Origin of the sequence: Candidatus Pelagibacter sp. (assembly GCF_052049995.1) — a bacterium.
Lineage (GTDB): Bacteria > Pseudomonadota > Alphaproteobacteria > Pelagibacterales > Pelagibacteraceae > Pelagibacter.
Window position 1 is genome coordinate 258,987 of record NZ_JBNGYX010000001.1, and the last position, 17,909, is coordinate 276,895.

Genomic DNA, 17,909 nt, shown 5'->3' on the forward strand with positions numbered 1-17,909 from the left:
GTCAATAATGTGGTAGTTAATCCATTTATTTTAGTCTAAAGAGGCCTTAAGATTAAATTAAATTATTTTATAGAAAAAAATTTTTATGAGCACACAAAACAAAACAGCAATTCCAAATTCTTTAAATGAGCATTGGATGCCATTTACATCCAACAAAGACTTCAAAGAGAACCCAAGATTAATTGTTGAAGCCAAAGGTGTGTATTTAAAAAACCATCAAGGTCAAACTCAAATTGATGCAAGTTCTGGATTATTTTGTAATCCATTAGGTCACGGTAGACAAGAAATTATTGATGCAATAACAAATCAATTAAAAACTTTAGATTATTGTCAACCTTTCCAACAAGGTTTTGGAGGATCATTTGAATTAGCAACAAGGATTTCAAAACATACTCCGGGAAATCTAAATAGAATGTTTTATACTATTTGTGGATCAACAGCTGTTGAGACTGCAATCAAGATTGCAATAGCATATCATAGAGCAAGAGGAGATAGTCAAAGATTTAGATTTGTAGGAAGAGAAAGAGGTTACCATGGTATGAATATTGGTGCGACCTCTGTAGGTGGTATGGTGAATAATGTTAAAACTTTTGCAAGTGTTTTAATGCCAGGTGTTGTACATATGAGACATACACATTTACCAGAACATAAGTTTGTAAGCGGTCAACCAGAAACAGGTGTTGAGTTAGCAGAAGATCTAGAAAGAATTTGTACGAACTTTGGGGCTGAAAATATTGCAGCTTGTATCGTTGAACCTATTGCAGGATCTACAGGCACATTAGTTCCACCAAAAGGATATCTACAAAGATTAAGAGAAATTTGTGATAAACATGGAATACTTTTAATTTTTGATGAAGTAATCACTGGATGGGGAAGAACTGGATCTCCATTTGCATCACAAGAGTACGGAGTAACTCCAGACATGATGACAATGGCAAAAGCTACCACAAACGGTATTAGTCCAATGGGAGTTGTTGCATGTAAAGAGGATATATATGATGCTATTGCAGAAAATGCTCCTAAAGGAACAATTGAACTATTTCATGGATATACTTATTCAGGAATTCCAATTTCTGTAGCCGCTGGCTTAGCTGTGCAAGATATTATTGAAAAGGATGACATTTTTAATAGAGCTAAAAATTTAGCTCCTTATTTCCAAGAAGGTTTAATGTCTTTAAAAGATATTGATGTTGTTGATAACATCAGAGGATATGGAATGATGGGCGGAATTGATATTGTAATGGATAAAAAACCAGGTGCAGCAGGACTTACTTGTTTTAAACATTGTTATGAGGCAGGGGTAAATTTTAAAGCTACAGGTGATTGTTTAATCATTGCTCCAATGTTTATTTGTGAAAAAAAACATATTGATGAGATAATTGAAAAACTTCGAACTGGAATAACAAATTACGCAAAAAGTAAAAAAAATTAATTTTCATTTATGAAAATTGGAGTTCCCAAAGAAATTAAACCACAAGAAAATAGAATTGGTTTAACACCAGATAGTGTTCAAACTTTAGTTTCAGAAGGTCATGAAGTATTGGTTGAAAACAATGGTGGATTTGAAGCTGGTTTTGAGAATGATCAATATAAAAAAGCTGGAGCTAAAATTGCTGATACAGCAGCAGACATTTTTAATGATGCAGAAATAATTGTTAAAGTAAAAGAACCTCAAAAAGTAGAAGTTGACATGATTAGAGAAAATCAAATTGTATATACTTATCTCCATTTAGCTGCTGCAAAAGAATTAACTAAAGGATTAATAAAATCAAAAAGTATTAACATTGCTTACGAAACTGTAACGGATGATAACGGAAGATTACCATTACTTGCTCCAATGAGTGCTGTGGCAGGAAGAATGTCAGTACAAGCAGGTGCTCATTGTTTAGAAAAAAATCAAAAAGGTAGAGGGGTATTATTAGGAGGAGCGCCAGGAGGTGAACCAGCTAATGTATTAATTTTGGGAGGTGGAGTAGTTGGAGAAAACGCAGCAACAATTGCAACTGGGATGCAAGCGAAAGTTCATATTGTTGATAAATCGGAAGCAAGATTAAAACAACTTGTAGAAATTTTTGGCGACAAAATAATACCTGAACAAAGTGATAAAGTAGATTTAAATAAATTAGTTGCTGAGGCGGATCTTTTGGTCGGAGGTGTATTAATTCCAGGTGCAGAAGCTCCAAAACTGATAACTAAAGATATGTTGAAATTGATGAAAAGAGGTTCAGTGATCGTTGATGTTGCAATTGATCAGGGTGGATGTGTTGAAACAAGTAAACCTACAACACATGGTAATCCAACCTATATAGTTGATGATGTAGTTCATTACTGTGTAGCAAATATGCCAGGAGGTGTTCCTAGAACTTCAACATTGGCATTAAATAATGCAACGTTACCTTTCTTAGTTAAACTTGCTAATAAAGGTTATCAAAAAGCATTAAGTGAAGATAAAAACTTTTTAGCAGGGTTAAATGTCCATAAAGGTCAAGTAACTTACAAAGCAGTTGCAGATGTGTTTGGGCATAATTTTGTTGAACCTGGAGAAGCAATCAAACATTAGAAATGGAAAAAAACTATCCTTCAAGCGCAAAGGTAGTTGTAATAGGGGGTGGTGTTGCTGGCACTTCTTGTGCTTATCATTTAGCAAAGTATGGTTGGAATGATGTTATTTTGTTAGAAAGAGATCAATTAACATCTGGTACAACTTGGCATGCAGCAGGATTAATAGGTCAATTAGGAGCAACTTCTACAATTACTAAATTAAGAAAATATTCTTTAGATCTTTACAAAGAGCTTGAAAAAACAACAGGTTTATCAACTGGTCTTAAACAAAATGGAGCAATAACTGTTGCATCGTCTAAGGCGAGGATGCAGGAATTATTAAGACAGGCTACAACAGCACAATTATCTAATGTTGAAGTTGAAGTTTTAAACCAACAAAGAATAAAAGAGTTATATCCAGTAGTAAAAAATGAAGATTTAGTAGGAGGTGTTTATATGCCAAAAGACGGTCAGGCAGACCCTGTAGGAGTTACCAATGTATTGGCTAAAGCTGCTAAAATGCTGGGTGCTAAAATATTTGAGAAGTCGCCAGTAAAAAAAATTTTAGTAAAAAAAAAAAGAATATGTGGTGTGGAAACTATCCATGGAAAAATTGATTGTGAATATGTAGTTTTAGCAACAGGAATGTGGTCTAGACAAATTGGAAGAGATATAGGTGTTAGTGTTCCGTTATATCCAAATGAGCATTTCTATGTGATTACAGAACCAATGAAAGACCTTCCTAAAGATTTACCTGTTTTCAGAGATTACAACGCTTGCCTTTATTTAAAAGAAGATGCTGGAAAAATGTTAGTTGGAATTTTTGAACCTAATGCAAAACCTGCTTTTAAAGATAGCGGAAGAGTTCCTGATAATTTTTCATTTGGAGAATTTCCTGATGATTTTGATCACTTTGAACCATATCTTGAAAAATCTTTTCATAGACTTCCAATGTTAGAAAAAGCTGGTATAAGAAAATTTTTTTCCGGTCCTGAGTCTTTTACACCTGATACCCAGTATTTACTTGGAGAAACATCAGAAGTTAAAAATCTTTATACTTGTTGTGGTTTTAATAGTATTGGAATAGCAAGCTCAGGAGGAGCAGGAAGAGTAACTGCGGAATGGATGATTAACGGTCATATAAATGAAGATTTATTTTCATTAGATATAAAGAGATTCCAAAAGTTTCATTCATCTAAAAAATTTATCATGGATAGGGTTACTGAAACCTTAGGTGATTTATATGGTATGCATTGGCCGTATAAACAGCACGAAACTTCAAGAAATGAAAAATTATTACCTTATCATGAAGAATTAAAAAAAGCTGGTGCTTGTTTTGGAGTTGTTGGAGGGTTTGAAAGACCTATGTGGTATGCTTTAAATGGAGAGGAGCCAAAATATAATTATAGTTTTAATTTTCAAAATTGGTACCCATCTGCAAAACATGAAACAATAAATGCTAGAAAAAATGTTGGACTTTTTGATTTTTCAACTTTTTCAAAATTTGATTTAAAAGGTGACAAAACACATAGTGACTTACAAAAAATTTGTACAGCTAACATTAAAAATGAAATTGGAAAATCTACCTATACTCATATGCTTAATGAGGATGGTGGTATCGAAACAGATCTAACAATTGTTTGTATTGATAAAAATCATTTTAGAATAGTTAGTTCAGCAACAACAAGAGAAAGAGACAAATTTCATATCCTCAAATATTTATCTGAAGATGTAAAATTTACAGATGTTACTGAGGAGATTTGCTGTCTTGGTTTATTTGGTCCTAAAAGTAGAGATATGATTCAAAAGATTAGTGATGAAGATTATTCACCAGAAAATTTTCAATTTGGATCAGGAAAAAATGTATTAATTGAAAATATAAAAGTTTGGGCGCAAAGAATATCGTATGTTGGTGAACTTGGCTTTGAATTATATGTAAATAAAAATGATGCCTTGGAATTATATGAAATTTTAATTAATGAGGGAAAAAATTTTAGCTTATCTCATTGCGGTATGCATGCAATGGATATAATGAGAATGGAAAGTGGTTTTTTACATTGGGGCCATGATATTTCACCAGAAGAAAATCAGTACCAAGCAGGTTTAAATTTTACTATTAGTTATAAAAAAAATGTTAATTTTATTGGCAAAGACGCATTATTAAAAATAAAAGATAAACCTTTAGTAAAGACAATGATGATGTTTACATTAAAAGATAGTAAACCAGGTCAACCTTTGTTGTTACATGAAGAGCCTATTTATTTAGATGATAAAATCATTGGAAGAACAACTTCAGGAAATTATTCATTCTGCTTTAACAAAAACTTATCATTTGGCTACGTAAATTCAGGAAACACAATAGATACACTTAAAGATAAAAATTTGTTTATAGAAGTTGAGAAGATCAAGTATCCAGTCGAAATTTTATCAAAACCTTTGAATACTAAAGATTTTAAACGAGCTTAGTTTTCTCTAATTTTATTGTATTTATACTTGTTACCTGTTTAAATTAAGTGTGAAAAAAAAAGATCAAGACACATCATTATTTAATACAGATGTTGCTCAAACTAAAGATTTTGAGTCAGACAAGATTAAAACTACTAATGTAAATATTTTACTGAATAGGGTTCGATTAGATCAAAAAAGAACTTTAAAAAAAAGAATTGTTTTGTCAATTTTTCTGGCTGGTTTAGTTAGTTTGTTAGCTATTTATTTTATTATTTAATTTAGAATTTGATTAAAAAAAGTTTATTGAATCAATAAAGATTTGTATTATAAACCACTTATCAATTAAGGCGGGGTAGCTCAGTTGGTTAGAGCGCGGGACTCATAAGCCCGAGGTCAGTGGTTCGATCCCACTTCCCGCTACCAAAAAATTATGAAAGATATTTATGTAACTTGGGAAGATTATCATAAAAAGATTGAACAATTAGCTAAAAAAGTTCATGATGATAATTTAAAATTTAATCAAATAATTTGTATTGCAAAAGGTGGATTAAGGGTTGGGGATATTTTTAGTAGACTTTTTAATGTCCCTTTAGCCATTTTATCTGTTGAGTCATACCATGGTGATAGTGACGATATAAAAAATCAACAAGGACAGTTTACTTTTTCAAGAGATTTAGCAAAAACTACTCCAAATTTAGGCTCACATGTTTTGTTAGTTGACGATTTGGCGGACTCTGGAAAAACTTTAATAAAAAGTATTAAATGGTTAGAACATTTTTATGGTTTTTATTTTGATGAAAAAATTAAAACTGCAGTTTTATGGCACAAATCAACTTCAAAATTTAAACCTGATTATTCTGTAGATTATTTAAAAGATTCTCCTTGGATACATATGCCTTTTGAGAAATACGAAACTACAAATATAAAAGATTATAAGTTTGAGAAATAAATTATTTAATTAAACTATCATTAAATTGATTGGATACTCTAACGAATGTTGTACATTTGCTTAATTGTTTTAGTGAAGGTGCTCCAACATATGTACAACTGCTTCTCACACCTCCAAGAATATTTAAAATAGTATCGTTTATTTTACCCCTGTATTTTACTCTTACTTTTCTCCCTTCACTACTTCGATAATCTGAAAGTCCACCATAGTGTTTTTTATTAGCAACTTCAGAGCTAGATCCATAAAACTCTATATATTTTTCTCCATTAATTTTAACAATTTTACCATTTCCTTCATCATGTCCAGCTAACATACCTCCAAGCATTACAAAATCTGCACCACCTCCAAAACCTTTAGCCACATCACCAGGACAAGTACATCCACCGTCTGCTATTACATGTGCACCAAGTCCATGAGCTGCATCAGCACATTCGATTACTGCACTTAATTGCGGATAACCAACTCCAGTTTGAATTCTTGTTGTACAAACACTACCTGGTCCTATTCCAACTTTAACAATGTCGGCTCCACTCAGAACTAATTCTTGAGTCATATCAGCTGTTACAACATTACCTGCAATTATTGTTTTTGTTGGGTATTTATCTCTTACTGATTTAATAAAATTAGTGAAATGTTCTGTGTAACCATTTGCAACATCAATACAAATAAATTTAAAAAAACTAAATTCTTTTAATACTTTATCTAAATTTTGAAAATCTTCTTTTTTTATACCAACACTAAGTGCGATATTAGGAAAGATTTTTTTAATATTTTTATTTTGTTTAAGTTTTTTAACATCATGTTGTTTTGTTAAAGATGTAATCATTCCATATTCATTTAACTTTTCAGCCACACTCAGTTCTCCAACCCCATCCATATTTGCAGCCATTATTGGAATACCTGACCATTCATTCTTACTGTATTTGAATCTATAAGTTCTTAAGAGATTTACGTCTTTGCGACTTTTTAATGTACTTCTTTTAGGTCTAAACAGCACATCTGAATAATCTAATTTTAACTCTTCTTCAATTCTCATTCCCGATTAAGTTATAATCATAAATATTAATTTCAAACAATATATAGCCTGTGGATAAGTTTTTTTAGTTTCTAATGCCCTGGAAATTCAATTAAATTCTCAACTTTATAATTACTTTTTACTAGGTTATCTGATCCTCCTAGATCAAATAGGTTTATTACAAATACAAATGCTGCAACTTTACCTTTAGAAACCTCAACCAATTTTGCTGCTGCTTCAGCTGTACCTCCAGTCGCAATTAAATCATCTATGATTAAAACTTCATCTTTTTCATCAATAGAGTCTTTGTGAACTTCAATTGTTGCAGTTCCATATTCAAGCTCAAAATCTACCGAGTGAACATCTGCTGGCAATTTATTTTTTTTTCTGAGCATAATAAATGGTTTTTTTAGGACAAACGAAACAGCTGAAGCAAATACAAAACCCCTAGATTCAATAGCTGCTATTTTTGTAAAATTATACTTTTTTGATATTTCAATAATTCGATTAATTGTCTCTGCAAACGCGTTTTCATCTTTGATTAAAGTAGTTATATCTCTAAATAAAATGCCTTTTTTTGGGTAATCAGGAATAGATCTAATATAATCTTTTAAATTCATAATAGTTAAATATAAAAGTATAAATAAATAATTTTTTAACTATGACAACAAATAAATTAGCAATAATTGGTGGCAGCGGCCTTTATGATGTTGAGGAATTCAAAGAAAGAGAATTACTTGATTTACAAACACCTTGGGGAAAACCTTCTGATCAGATTTTAAAAACTAAATATAATGGCAAGGAAGTTTATTTTTTACCAAGACACGGAAGGGGACATTTTGTTTCTCCTTCAAATATAAATTTTAGAGCAAATATAGATGCTCTTAAACAATCAGGTGTAACAGATATTGTTTCCATATCAGCTGTTGGTTCTCTTAAAGAAAATTTACCCCCTGGAAAATTTGTAATTGTTGATCAATTTATTGATAGGACTTTTGCAAGAAATAAAACTTTCTTTGATGATGAGATTGTTGCTCATGTATCAATGGCTCACCCAACCTCTAATGGATTAATGAATGCATGCGAAGAAGCAATTAAAAAATCAAACATAGACTATCAAAGAAATGGAACATATGTAGTTATGGAAGGACCTCAATTTTCTACATTAGCAGAGTCTAATTTATATAGATCTTGGAAAGCAGATGTAATTGGAATGACAAATATGCCAGAAGCTAAGCTAGCAAGAGAAGCTGAAATTAGATATGCTTCAGTTTCAATGGTAACTGATTATGATTGTTGGCATCCAGATCATGAAAATGTTGATGTTCAACAAGTTATAAAAGTACTCTTAGATAATGCCGCAAAAGCAAAAAATATGATAAAAAATTTAATTGAGAATTTTGAAAATCATATTGATCCAAATGATCCCACTAATAATTGTTTAGATGTTGCAATAATTACGGCTCCAGAAAAAAGGACACAAAAAACTAAAGATAAATTAAAAACAATTGCAGGAAGGGTTTTAAATATATGAAGAAAATATTTTTAATTTTATTATTTTTGATTATTTCTAATTTCGCTTACGCTAATGGTAAAATTTTAAAAAGTGGATTTTTCACTAAATCAGCTTCAGTAGAGGTGGGTATGGACGTAAAAGATCCAAAAAACAAAATTATAATTATTTATAATCATGGTCAAAATTCAAATGATAAAGCACACAAGAATGAATGTATTTGGGTAAATCAAATAAGAAATCAAGCTTCATTAGTTGATGAGGAAATTAATGGTAAAAAAATTATGGTTTATAATTTCTGCTCAAATGATTTTGCAGGCGATATGTCTTTAAAAAAACACTGGTGGAAGTCCAAAACTTCTTATGTGGGTAAACATAAGTTAGACAAAAGGATTGAAAAAAATTTAGAATTAGTTGAAAAATTTATAAGCATAGGAGTTCCAAGAAAACAAATTATCATATCAGGTCATTCATGTGGAGGTCTTTTAACCCTAATGTTATTATCATCTCACCCTGATAAAGTAGGTGGCGGTATATCATATATGCAAGCTTGCTTTGGTAAGCTTTCTAAAAGTTATAAGGTAAAAAAAGTTGGCCCTGAAAAGGCATTAGAAAAATTTGCTAAAAAATACCCAGGCCCTGCTGAATTAAGAGCAAGACAAATTAATAATATTAAAAATTCTGAAAATGTTCCTGTTCTAGCTTTTACGCATCCAAAAGATAAGTTTGAAGGTCTGTTATCTGACTGGTTAGAAGAAGTTCCAGGAGTTAAAAGAATTGTTATTTCTGAAGATTATAAAATTAACGGAAAATCTTGTGTTGTTAAAGGAGTTGATTGGCAAAATAAGATCTCAGCTCAGAAAAATCCTGGTCATGAAATGAACCAGGCTGATTGTTTTCAATATTATAATCCAACAATTAAAGAATACATTGCTTCAAGAATAAAATAATGAAAATTAATGGTGTTGAATATAAAACAATTTGGTTTGATGAAGAAAAACAAATTGTAAAAATTATAGATCAGACAAAGCTGCCACATAAATTTATAATAAAAGAATTAAGTTCAGTTAAAGACGCTATAAATGCTATCAAAACAATGGAGGTCCGGGGTGCACCATTAATTGGAGGCACAGCTGCATTTGGATTGGTTTTAGCTATAAAAGAAAATAACAGTTTAGATTTTATTAAAAAAAGTTCAGAAGAATTAGTTGCATCTAGACCAACAGCAATAAATCTTCAATGGGCAGTTCATAGAATGAATAACAAATTGTCATTTGTTGAACCTGGAGATTTATTTAAAGTTGCTCTCAATGAAGCTAAGGAAATTTGTAAAGAAGACGAGGGATTTTGTGAAAGTATTGGTAAAAATGGATTAAATATTATTGAAGATATATATAATAAAAAGAAAGATACCGTAAATATTCTTACACATTGCAATGCAGGTTGGTTAGCTACAATAAATTGGGGAACAGCAACATCTCCTATTTATCATGCACATAAAAAAGGAATACCACTACATGTTTGGGTAGATGAAACTCGACCAAGAAATCAAGGAGCAAACCTTACATCATATGAACTTAATGAAGAAGAAATTCCAAATACAATTATAGCAGATAATACAGGTGGAATATTAATGCAAAGAGGAAAAGTTGATATGTGTATTGTAGGTACTGATAGAACTTTATCTAACGGAGACGTTTGCAATAAAATTGGAACTTATCTTAAAGCATTAGCCGCTCATAATAATAATGTTCCATTTTATGTTGCTCTTCCAAGCTCAACAATTGATTGGGATATTAAAGATGCAAAAGATATACCAATTGAAGAAAGGAATTTAGAGGAATTATCTCACGTTGAAGGTATAGACGAGAATAATCAACTTAAGAAAGTTTTGATATATCCAAAAAAAAGTAAGGCATTAAATTTAGCATTTGATGTTACACCTGCAAAATATGTAACTGGATTGATTACTGAAAGAGGTGTTACCACAGCTTCTTCTGAAGGATTAAAAAAACTCTTTAAATAAATTATCTTAGGGAAGCAGCTATATTTCCACCATCTACTGTTAATACTGCACCAGTTGTCTTTTTTGAAACCGCTAGATGAAAAAATGCTTTAGCAACATCTTCAGCCTTTACCTCATTTAAAAGTAAGTTTCCTCTCATATATTCATCTGTAGAAACTTCTCTAGCTTTTGCACGGGATTTAATCATTCCATCATTAAGCAAGCCACTTCTAATTCGATCTGCATTAACACCATTAGATCTTATTCCAAGAGACCCATAATCTACTGCATATTGTTTACATAAACTTAATAAAGCAGTTTTTGGTAAACCATAAGGACCAAAATTTTTTCCTGGATTTACTGATTGCTTAGAAATATTAAACAGCAAGCATCCTTGAATATTTTGCTTTTTCATTATTTTAATCGTTTCCGATGCACAATTTTGGTGTGAGAAGAAATTGTCCTCAAAACTTTTTCTTAAAATTTTATCATCTACTTCAGCAATTGAACCACCAATCGCAGTTCCTGCATTGGAAATTAAAATATCAACACCACCATATATTTCATTTATTTTTTTAAAAGCATCTTTAACACTATTTTTATTTCGTACATCACAATGCAAACAAAGATCTGTAATTTTGCTTTGCATTTCTTTAACTTTTTTTTCATCGTAATCTAAGAGAACAATTTCAGCACCATAAGTTTTAAATAGTTTATAGGTTGCAGTGCCAATTGCACCAAACCCTCCAGTGATTACAACAATGTTTCCTTGAAGAATTTTTTTAGCTTTTTTAATCTTAGCTTGCTCCAAAGACCAATATTCAACATCAAATAAATCTTTTTCTGGTATAAATTTATATTTTGTAGTTTCCTCGACAGATGAAATCACCCTTGCGTTTGTTTCAGTTAAATCTCCAGCTATTTTAGATGCCTTAAGGCTATCTCCTACGCTAAACAAACCAACATTTTGTACCAAAATTACTCTCGGGGAAGTATCCAGCATAGTTTTCTTACCTTTAACTTTTTTCTTATTGGTATTGAAATATCTCACATACTTTTTTCTGTAATCATTAAAACTTTTCTCAGCTAGTTTTTTAAAATCTTCAATTGAAGAATTTTCTTTTGGGCTTATAACTAGTGGAAATGGCTTTACTCTAATAACATGATCTGGTGTTGCCGTTCCTATGCCAGAGTATCTTTTAACATCTTTACCATTAATAAAATAATTAAGATTTTTATTTGTTCTATAATTTAAGATAAATTTTTGATCTTTTTTTTCAGTTAATAAGCCTCTTAAAATTGGTGCAATTTCATGTGGCTTAAACTTTGTATTATATTTTTTGATTTGTTTTATTTTTTTTCGTTTTAATTTTCTAATAGTTTTTTCTGCTATAGAAACATATTTAATCATTAAGTCATATGATTTTTTAGCATCATTATCAAAAGTGAATATTCCATGGTTTAAAAGTATTAAGCAGTTAATATTTGGATTTTTATTATAAACTTCATTAATTTTTTGAGCCAAACCAAATCCAGGCATTACGTAAGGTACAATACTAACCTTGGCTCCAAAAATTTTTTTACAAAGATCTTTACCATTTTGCCTATTTGTTACATCCATAATTGCATCAGAATGGGTGTGATCAACAAATTTGAAAGGTAAAAAGGCATGTAAAAAAGTTTCTACAGATGGGTTAGGTGACTTAATATCAATTAAGTTTCTTTTTTGGTAAGCAACCATATCTTCATCACTTAAATATTTTTTATTTTTAAGAGCTAAGAGTGGATTTAATTTTACAGCAGGCAAACCAGCTGGCTCTATTTCAGCCATGTCCCATCCACTTCCTTTAACACAAAGCACCTCATAATTTTTGCCATCAATATCTTTAATTGAGGTCTTTACAGATGTATTTCCTCCTCCATGAAGAACAAGTTCACTATTTCTTCCTAATAATCTGGTCGTATAAACTCTTAAAGCCATATCTTTTGAATGACCAAGTTTTGTATACTTTTTGATGTATTTTTTTGCTTCTAAATTAGACCAATTGTTTTTCACAGTTACAACCTCAGCGAAGTATTATAATAGTTTTTTGTTTGAAAGAAGCAAAAAATTTGATTAGTAAGGTTTCATCAAGGTTATTATGACAAAAGTTGGTGAACACATTACCCTAGATATTATTGGAACTACAGAAGAATATGATCCTGTTTTATTTGAAAAGGTAATTCATGATATTGCAAAAGCTGCCAAAGTAACAATTCTTAATATTTCAAAATATAAATTTGAACCACAAGGTTTTACAATTTTAGCTTTATTGGCTGAAAGTCACATTAGCTTTCATACTTTTCCAGAAAAGGGGATTATTAGTTTTGATTTTTTTACTTGTGGAAAGGTTAGCCCTTCCGTTGCAATTGATATTATAAAAAAAGAATTTGAACACAAAAGAATAGTTAAAAAAGAATTTAATAGAGACACAAAATCTCTTTATCATGACATTTATAGTTCACCAGGTTTACAAAAGTCATATGTTGTAAACGATGTATTAGAAGACTTTAAATCTAAAGTAGGTCAACATATTGAAATTTTAGATTTAGAACAATTTGGTAAGTCTTTATTTATAGATGGTGAAATACAAGTCGCGTCAAATGATGAACATTTGTACAGCTCAACTTTTGTTGGTTCTGGTTTAGATTTAAATAAAGACAATGAAAGGGCTGCAATCATTGGAGGAGGTGACGGTGGTGTAGCAAGAGAATGTATTTCTAAAAAATTTAATTTTATCGATTGGTATGAATTGGATCCTGAAGTAGTTGATGTTTGTAATAAGCATCTTGGAAAAATTGGTAAGAAGGCAACAGAAAAAAATTCTGTTAAATGTGTGTGGGGTGATGCATTTGAAAGTATTAAATCAGTAGGTGATGACACTTATGATCATATTTTTGTTGATCTTAATGATGATCAATTTTGTATAGATTTAGCTGCTAAGAATATGGACTCATTAGTAAGAATTTTAAAACCTAAAGGAGTCATTACTACACAGGTTGGAAGCCAGGACAAAAAACCACAACAGGTTGAAAATTGGTTAAATGTTTTTAATCAAAATTTTGGGAATGCAAAATTATCAAGAGTTTACATACCTAGTTTTGATTGCTCTTGGAATTTTTCTTCATCAATTAATCATTAATTTTTCTTTTTTCTTATTAAAATTTGTGAAATAATTCTTCTTAATTAAAGGAGAAAATAATGAATATATTCAAAAAAACTATTTTAACAGTTCTTGCTTCTTTATTTATCATTGGAAATGTTTCTGCTGAAAAAATAAAAATAGGAACTGAAGGCGCTTACCCTCCGTGGAATTCAAAAGATGCATCAGGTAATCTTATTGGTTTTGAGGTAGAGCTTGCTCAAGAACTTTGTGCGATCATGAAATATGAGTGTACGATTGTTGAACAAGATTGGGATGGAATGATTCCAGCTCTAGTAATGAGAAAGTTTGATGCAATAATGGCTGGAATGTCAATTACTGCTGAACGACAAAAGACAATTACTTTTTCTCAAGGTTATGCTGACGAAGTAGCTTCTCTTGCAGTAATGAAAGGTTCAAGTTTAGAAGGAATTGATACACCAGAAGGTATTAATTTATCATTAGGTGGATCTGATGTTAAGAAAGCTCTTAAAACATTAACTGGAGCACTTGCTGGTAAAACTGTTTGCACTCAAACAGGTACAATTCACCAAAATTTTTTAGAGTCTGGTGATGTAGGAAGTGTAAATGTAAGAACTTATAAGACTCAAGATGAAGTTAACCTTGATCTAACTTCTGGAAGATGTGATGTTGCTTTAGCAGCAGCAGTAGCATTTACTGATTATGCAGATAAATCTGGTAAACCAGTAGTATTAGTTGGACCAACTTTTTCAGGTGGTGCATTTGGTAATGGTGTAGGTGTTGGTATTAGACAAGCTAGCGATAGTGCTATTGGAAAAAGAGATGCCAAAATCTTAAAAGACTTCAACAAAGCAATTAACAAAGCTAGAAAACAAGGAATTATTAGCAAACTTGCTATTAAGCATTTTGGTTTCGACGCTTCTATGTAATTAATTTCAGATCTGGCGACTATAATATATAGTCGCCAATCTATATGGAACTTCTCGCATTTGGTAAAACAGGTTGGGGTGATGAGTTATTTTACTCCACATTGATGACCATTGCTGTATCGATTACAGCAATGTTAGTTGGTTTCTTTTTTGCATTAATCTTTACGCCTTTAAAACTTTCAAAATATAAAACTTTAAATTTAGTTGGTAATTTTTATACAACAGTAATCCGTGGAGTGCCTGAACTATTAGTAATTTATCTTTTCTTTTTTGGTGGCAGTGGAGCGATCATGTATGTAGCTTCTATTTTTGGTTATTATGAATATATAGAAATAAATGCTTTTGTCACAGGATCAATGGCTATTGGCATTATTTCTGGAGCTTATTCAACTGAAGTATTTCGGGGAGCAATTCAATCAATAGATAAAGGTCAGTTTGAAGCTGCAAAAGTTCTTGGAATAAATAAGTTTGGGCAGTTTTATAAAATAATACTACCCCAGATGTTAAGACTAGCTATTCCAAATTTAAGTAATGTTTGGCAAATAACTTTAAAAGATACCTCTCTTATCTCAGTTACAGGTTTAGTTGAAATAATGAGACAATCTTATATTGCGGCAGGATCTACTAGAGATCCATTATTCTTCTATTCATTTGCAGCAGTATTATATCTTTTGCTTACTTATGTGAGTATGAAATTAATTAACAAATTAGAAGTTAAGTATAGCAGGGGGTATTAATGGATTTTGATTTAATGATTACTAGTTTCCCTAAACTTTTAGGAGCAACAGTAGTTACTTTAAAATTATTATCTGCATCATTATTTTTTGGATTATTCCTAGGTCTTTTCTTTGCAATTTTAAGATTAAATAAAAATATATTTATTAATAAATTTGCTTATGGATATTCATATATATTTAGAGGAACACCGTTATTGGTCCAGATTTTCATAATTTATTTTGGATTAGGACAAATTGAGTATTTAAGAACAACATTTCTATGGGTAATTTTAAAAGAGCCTTATTGGTGTGCAATAATAGCATTTACTTTAAATACAGGAGCTTATACTTCTGAAATTTTAAGATCAGCATTTCAAACTATAAAACCAGGTATTGTTGAAGCTGGAAAAAGTCTAGGTATTTCAAATAAAATTATATTTTATAAAATTCAAATTCCGATTGCGATAAGACAATCACTTCCAGCATATGGAAATGAAATAATACTAATGATGAAAGGGACTTCCTTAGCAAGTACAGTAACTTTGATGGATTTAACAGGTGTTGCTAAATATATAATTTCAACAACTTTTAAACCAATCGAAGTATTCATTGTTGCTGGTGGAATTTATTTGTTCATGACTTTTATCATTCATAATGTGATTAAATATTTAGAGAAAAAGTACAGCTTTCAACAATAAAAATGTTTTTATCAGAGAAACAAATTAATGATTATCAAAATGATGGTGTAATAATAATTAAAGATGTATTTAAAGATTGGATTGAGCCACTTAGAAAAGGATTTCAAAAAGTTTTAGATAATCCAAGTAAGCATGGACGTGAGAATGTAGCTCATGATAATGGAAGATTTTTTGAGGATTATTGTAACTGGGAAAGAATAGATGAATTTAAGGATTGTTTATTTAATTCACCTGGAGCTCAAATATTTGCAGAAGCAACTAACTCTAAATCTACTCAAATTTTTCATGAACACATTTTTATAAAGGATCCAGGAACTCACAAAGAAACACCATGGCATCAAGATATGCCATATTACTGTGTTGATGGTAACAATACAGGAAGTTTTTGGATTCCATTAGATGAAGTTGATCAGAAAAATAATCTTAAATTAATCTTAGGTTCTCACAAATGGCCTAAATTAATTAAACCTACAAAATGGTCCAATAATCAATCCTGGTATGATGATGATGATTCTTTTATGGATATGCCTTCAGAAGAAGAATTTAAAAAAAATATTTTAATACCAAAACTAAGCTTAGGTGATTCTGTTTTGTTTAATTTTAAAATTATACATGGATCAACAGGAAACAATACTTCAAAAGCTAGAAGGGCTTTTTCTATGAGATTTATAGGGGACGATGTTAAATATATTGATAGAGGAGGACCTACTTCGCCACCATTTGATGGTATTAATTTAAAAACAGGAGATTCGATGAGAGAAGATTGGTTTCCTAAAATTTTATAGATTTACTAAATCTAATTTTTGTTTACCTAATCTTTCGTTACCATTCTCCGTTACCAGATATGTCTCCCCTAAATTCATTGCTAACTTATTATCCGAGTCCATCAAGATCATATGCATGAAAAAGACATTACCTGGTTTTATGATATAAGGATTATCGGTATATAGCATAGGCCAGTCCATCCAATTTGGTGAAAATGTTGATCCTAGTGAATATCCACAAGCATTCATTCTTGATTTATTATATCCAAGATCGTCAAAAGTTTTTGCATGAATATCAAAAACTTCACCAACTTTACTTCCAGGTATTAATTTTTTTTCACAATTTTTTAATGCTTCTAAACATGCATCGTACATTTTAAAGTGTTTAGCATCAGGTTTTCCTACAGTAATAGTTCTAAACATTGCAGAGTGATAGTGTTTGTAAGTACCTGCCCATTCAATACTCAATTGGTCTGTATTTGATAAAACTCTTTTTTCTGATTGGTATCTACACAGCAAGGCATTATGGCCTGATCCAATAATATATTCATTAGCAGGATAATCTCCGCCACCCTCCAAGACAACTTTTTGCATCTCGCCTAAAATTTTAGCTTCACTTTCACCGGCCTTAGTATATTTCCAAGCTTGATCTAAAGCTAAGTCAGCTAACTCTGCAGCTTTTTTCACATAAGTAATTTCTTCTGGAGATTTGATAACTCTCAGTTTTGTTATCAATTCTGATTGATCCTCTATATTACAATAACTTTCTAACGATTTATTTAATCTCAAAGCATTACGCCCGGTTAAACCATAAGCTTCATACTCAATACCAATTTTTTTCCCCTTCAAAGACAATTCCTCTAAAATATTCTTAAGATCATAAGCAGGGTTTGAGTTATCTTTATCAACCCAAATTCTAATATCTTCAATATTAGATGTATTTTGCGCTTGTCTTAAATCTGGAGCTCTAGTTAAAAGAATTATATTACCTTTGCTATCGAGAACTAATGTTTGAAAGAAAACATAACCAAAAGTATCATAACCAGTTAACCAATACATTGACTCTTGTCTGAACATTAATAAGGCATCAAGACTTTGTTCTTTCATTGACTGAAGTACTTTGGTTTTTCTTTGTAAAAATTCTTGCTTTGAAAAATGAAGCGCCAT

Annotated in this window: 17 protein-coding genes and 1 tRNA gene; 14 read left to right on the forward strand and 4 right to left on the reverse strand. The window is 30.8% G+C overall.

The features are described 5' to 3' along the window. The first annotated feature begins 85 nt into the window (after positions 1-85). The 6 genes from ACTT9Y_RS01390 to ACTT9Y_RS01415 all read left to right on the forward strand — a co-directional run bounded on the left by ACTT9Y_RS01390 (position 86) and on the right by ACTT9Y_RS01415 (position 5,938). Positions 86-1,432: an aminotransferase class III-fold pyridoxal phosphate-dependent enzyme gene (locus tag ACTT9Y_RS01390; RefSeq protein WP_440932681.1), complete on the forward strand. Its 1,347-nt coding sequence runs from the start codon at positions 86-88 to the stop codon at positions 1,430-1,432. 9 nt (positions 1,433-1,441) lie between these two features. After that, a complete protein-coding gene (ald, locus tag ACTT9Y_RS01395; protein WP_440932682.1) occupies positions 1,442-2,560 on the forward strand; it encodes an alanine dehydrogenase in 1,119 nt (372 codons plus the stop codon). Between the two features lie 2 nt (positions 2,561-2,562). Then, the gene (locus ACTT9Y_RS01400) at positions 2,563-5,007 is read left to right on the forward strand and encodes a GcvT family protein (RefSeq protein WP_440932683.1); all 2,445 of its coding nucleotides are present in this window, start codon (positions 2,563-2,565) and stop codon (positions 5,005-5,007) included. 49 nt (positions 5,008-5,056) lie between these two features. Beyond that, positions 5,057-5,266, forward strand: coding sequence for a hypothetical protein (locus tag ACTT9Y_RS01405; protein WP_440932684.1), 210 nt, complete (start codon positions 5,057-5,059; stop codon positions 5,264-5,266). A gap of 69 nt (positions 5,267-5,335) precedes the next feature. Then, positions 5,336-5,412, forward strand: a tRNA-Met gene (locus ACTT9Y_RS01410). Between the two features lie 7 nt (positions 5,413-5,419). Beyond that, the gene (locus tag ACTT9Y_RS01415; RefSeq protein ID WP_440932685.1) at positions 5,420-5,938 is read left to right on the forward strand and encodes a phosphoribosyltransferase; all 519 of its coding nucleotides are present in this window, start codon (positions 5,420-5,422) and stop codon (positions 5,936-5,938) included. A gap of 1 nt (position 5,939) precedes the next feature. Here ACTT9Y_RS01415 and ACTT9Y_RS01420 read toward each other — a convergent pair whose 3' ends face one another. Next, a complete protein-coding gene (locus tag ACTT9Y_RS01420; protein WP_440932686.1) occupies positions 5,940-6,974 on the reverse strand; it encodes a GMP reductase in 1,035 nt (344 codons plus the stop codon). Positions 6,975-7,045: 71 nt separating this feature from the next. After that, positions 7,046-7,573, reverse strand: a complete 528-nt coding sequence (locus tag ACTT9Y_RS01425) for an adenine phosphoribosyltransferase (RefSeq protein ID WP_440932687.1) — start codon at positions 7,571-7,573, stop codon at positions 7,046-7,048. Between the two features lie 41 nt (positions 7,574-7,614). Here ACTT9Y_RS01425 and ACTT9Y_RS01430 point away from each other — a divergent pair, with 41 nt between their 5' ends. Genes ACTT9Y_RS01430 through mtnA form a run of 3 tightly spaced genes read left to right on the forward strand, consistent with a single transcriptional unit; the run spans position 7,615 to position 10,492 of the window. Next, complete coding sequence (locus ACTT9Y_RS01430) at positions 7,615-8,487, forward strand: S-methyl-5'-thioadenosine phosphorylase (RefSeq protein WP_440932688.1); 873 nt, start codon at positions 7,615-7,617, stop codon at positions 8,485-8,487. Continuing rightward, positions 8,484-9,416, forward strand: a complete 933-nt coding sequence (locus ACTT9Y_RS01435) for a hypothetical protein (protein WP_440932689.1) — start codon at positions 8,484-8,486, stop codon at positions 9,414-9,416. Before ACTT9Y_RS01430 ends, ACTT9Y_RS01435 begins: the two co-directional genes overlap by 4 nt. After that, the gene (gene mtnA / locus ACTT9Y_RS01440) at positions 9,416-10,492 is read left to right on the forward strand and encodes an S-methyl-5-thioribose-1-phosphate isomerase (RefSeq protein ID WP_440932690.1); all 1,077 of its coding nucleotides are present in this window, start codon (positions 9,416-9,418) and stop codon (positions 10,490-10,492) included. The genes ACTT9Y_RS01435 and mtnA overlap by 1 nt, the downstream gene beginning before the upstream one ends. 1 nt (position 10,493) lies before the next feature. Here mtnA and ACTT9Y_RS01445 read toward each other — a convergent pair whose 3' ends face one another. Further along, the gene (locus ACTT9Y_RS01445) at positions 10,494-12,527 is read right to left on the reverse strand and encodes a bifunctional aldolase/short-chain dehydrogenase (RefSeq protein WP_440932691.1); all 2,034 of its coding nucleotides are present in this window, start codon (positions 12,525-12,527) and stop codon (positions 10,494-10,496) included. Between the two features lie 85 nt (positions 12,528-12,612). On the opposite strand from ACTT9Y_RS01445, the gene speD reads away from it, so the two are divergent. Genes speD through ACTT9Y_RS01470 form a run of 5 tightly spaced genes read left to right on the forward strand, consistent with a single transcriptional unit; the run spans position 12,613 to position 16,763 of the window. Next, positions 12,613-13,653, forward strand: a complete 1,041-nt coding sequence (gene speD / locus ACTT9Y_RS01450; protein ID WP_440932692.1) for an adenosylmethionine decarboxylase — start codon at positions 12,613-12,615, stop codon at positions 13,651-13,653. 59 nt (positions 13,654-13,712) lie between these two features. Further along, positions 13,713-14,564: a transporter substrate-binding domain-containing protein gene (locus ACTT9Y_RS01455; RefSeq protein WP_440932693.1), complete on the forward strand. Its 852-nt coding sequence runs from the start codon at positions 13,713-13,715 to the stop codon at positions 14,562-14,564. Positions 14,565-14,608: 44 nt separating this feature from the next. Then, positions 14,609-15,301 carry an ABC transporter permease gene (locus ACTT9Y_RS01460; protein WP_440932694.1) on the forward strand — a complete coding sequence of 231 codons (693 nt, stop codon included), beginning with the start codon at positions 14,609-14,611 and terminating at the stop codon, positions 15,299-15,301. Beyond that, on the forward strand, positions 15,301-15,978 hold the full coding sequence (locus ACTT9Y_RS01465; protein ID WP_440932695.1) for an ABC transporter permease: 678 nt from the start codon (positions 15,301-15,303) through the stop codon (positions 15,976-15,978). Before ACTT9Y_RS01460 ends, ACTT9Y_RS01465 begins: the two co-directional genes overlap by 1 nt. A gap of 2 nt (positions 15,979-15,980) precedes the next feature. Beyond that, a complete protein-coding gene (locus tag ACTT9Y_RS01470) occupies positions 15,981-16,763 on the forward strand; it encodes a phytanoyl-CoA dioxygenase family protein (protein WP_440932696.1) in 783 nt (260 codons plus the stop codon). Here ACTT9Y_RS01470 and ACTT9Y_RS01475 read toward each other — a convergent pair. Beyond that, positions 16,758-17,909 (reverse strand): M24 family metallopeptidase, encoded by a 1,152-nt coding sequence (locus ACTT9Y_RS01475; RefSeq protein ID WP_440932697.1) that lies wholly within the window; start codon positions 17,907-17,909, stop codon positions 16,758-16,760. The genes ACTT9Y_RS01470 and ACTT9Y_RS01475 overlap by 6 nt on opposite strands.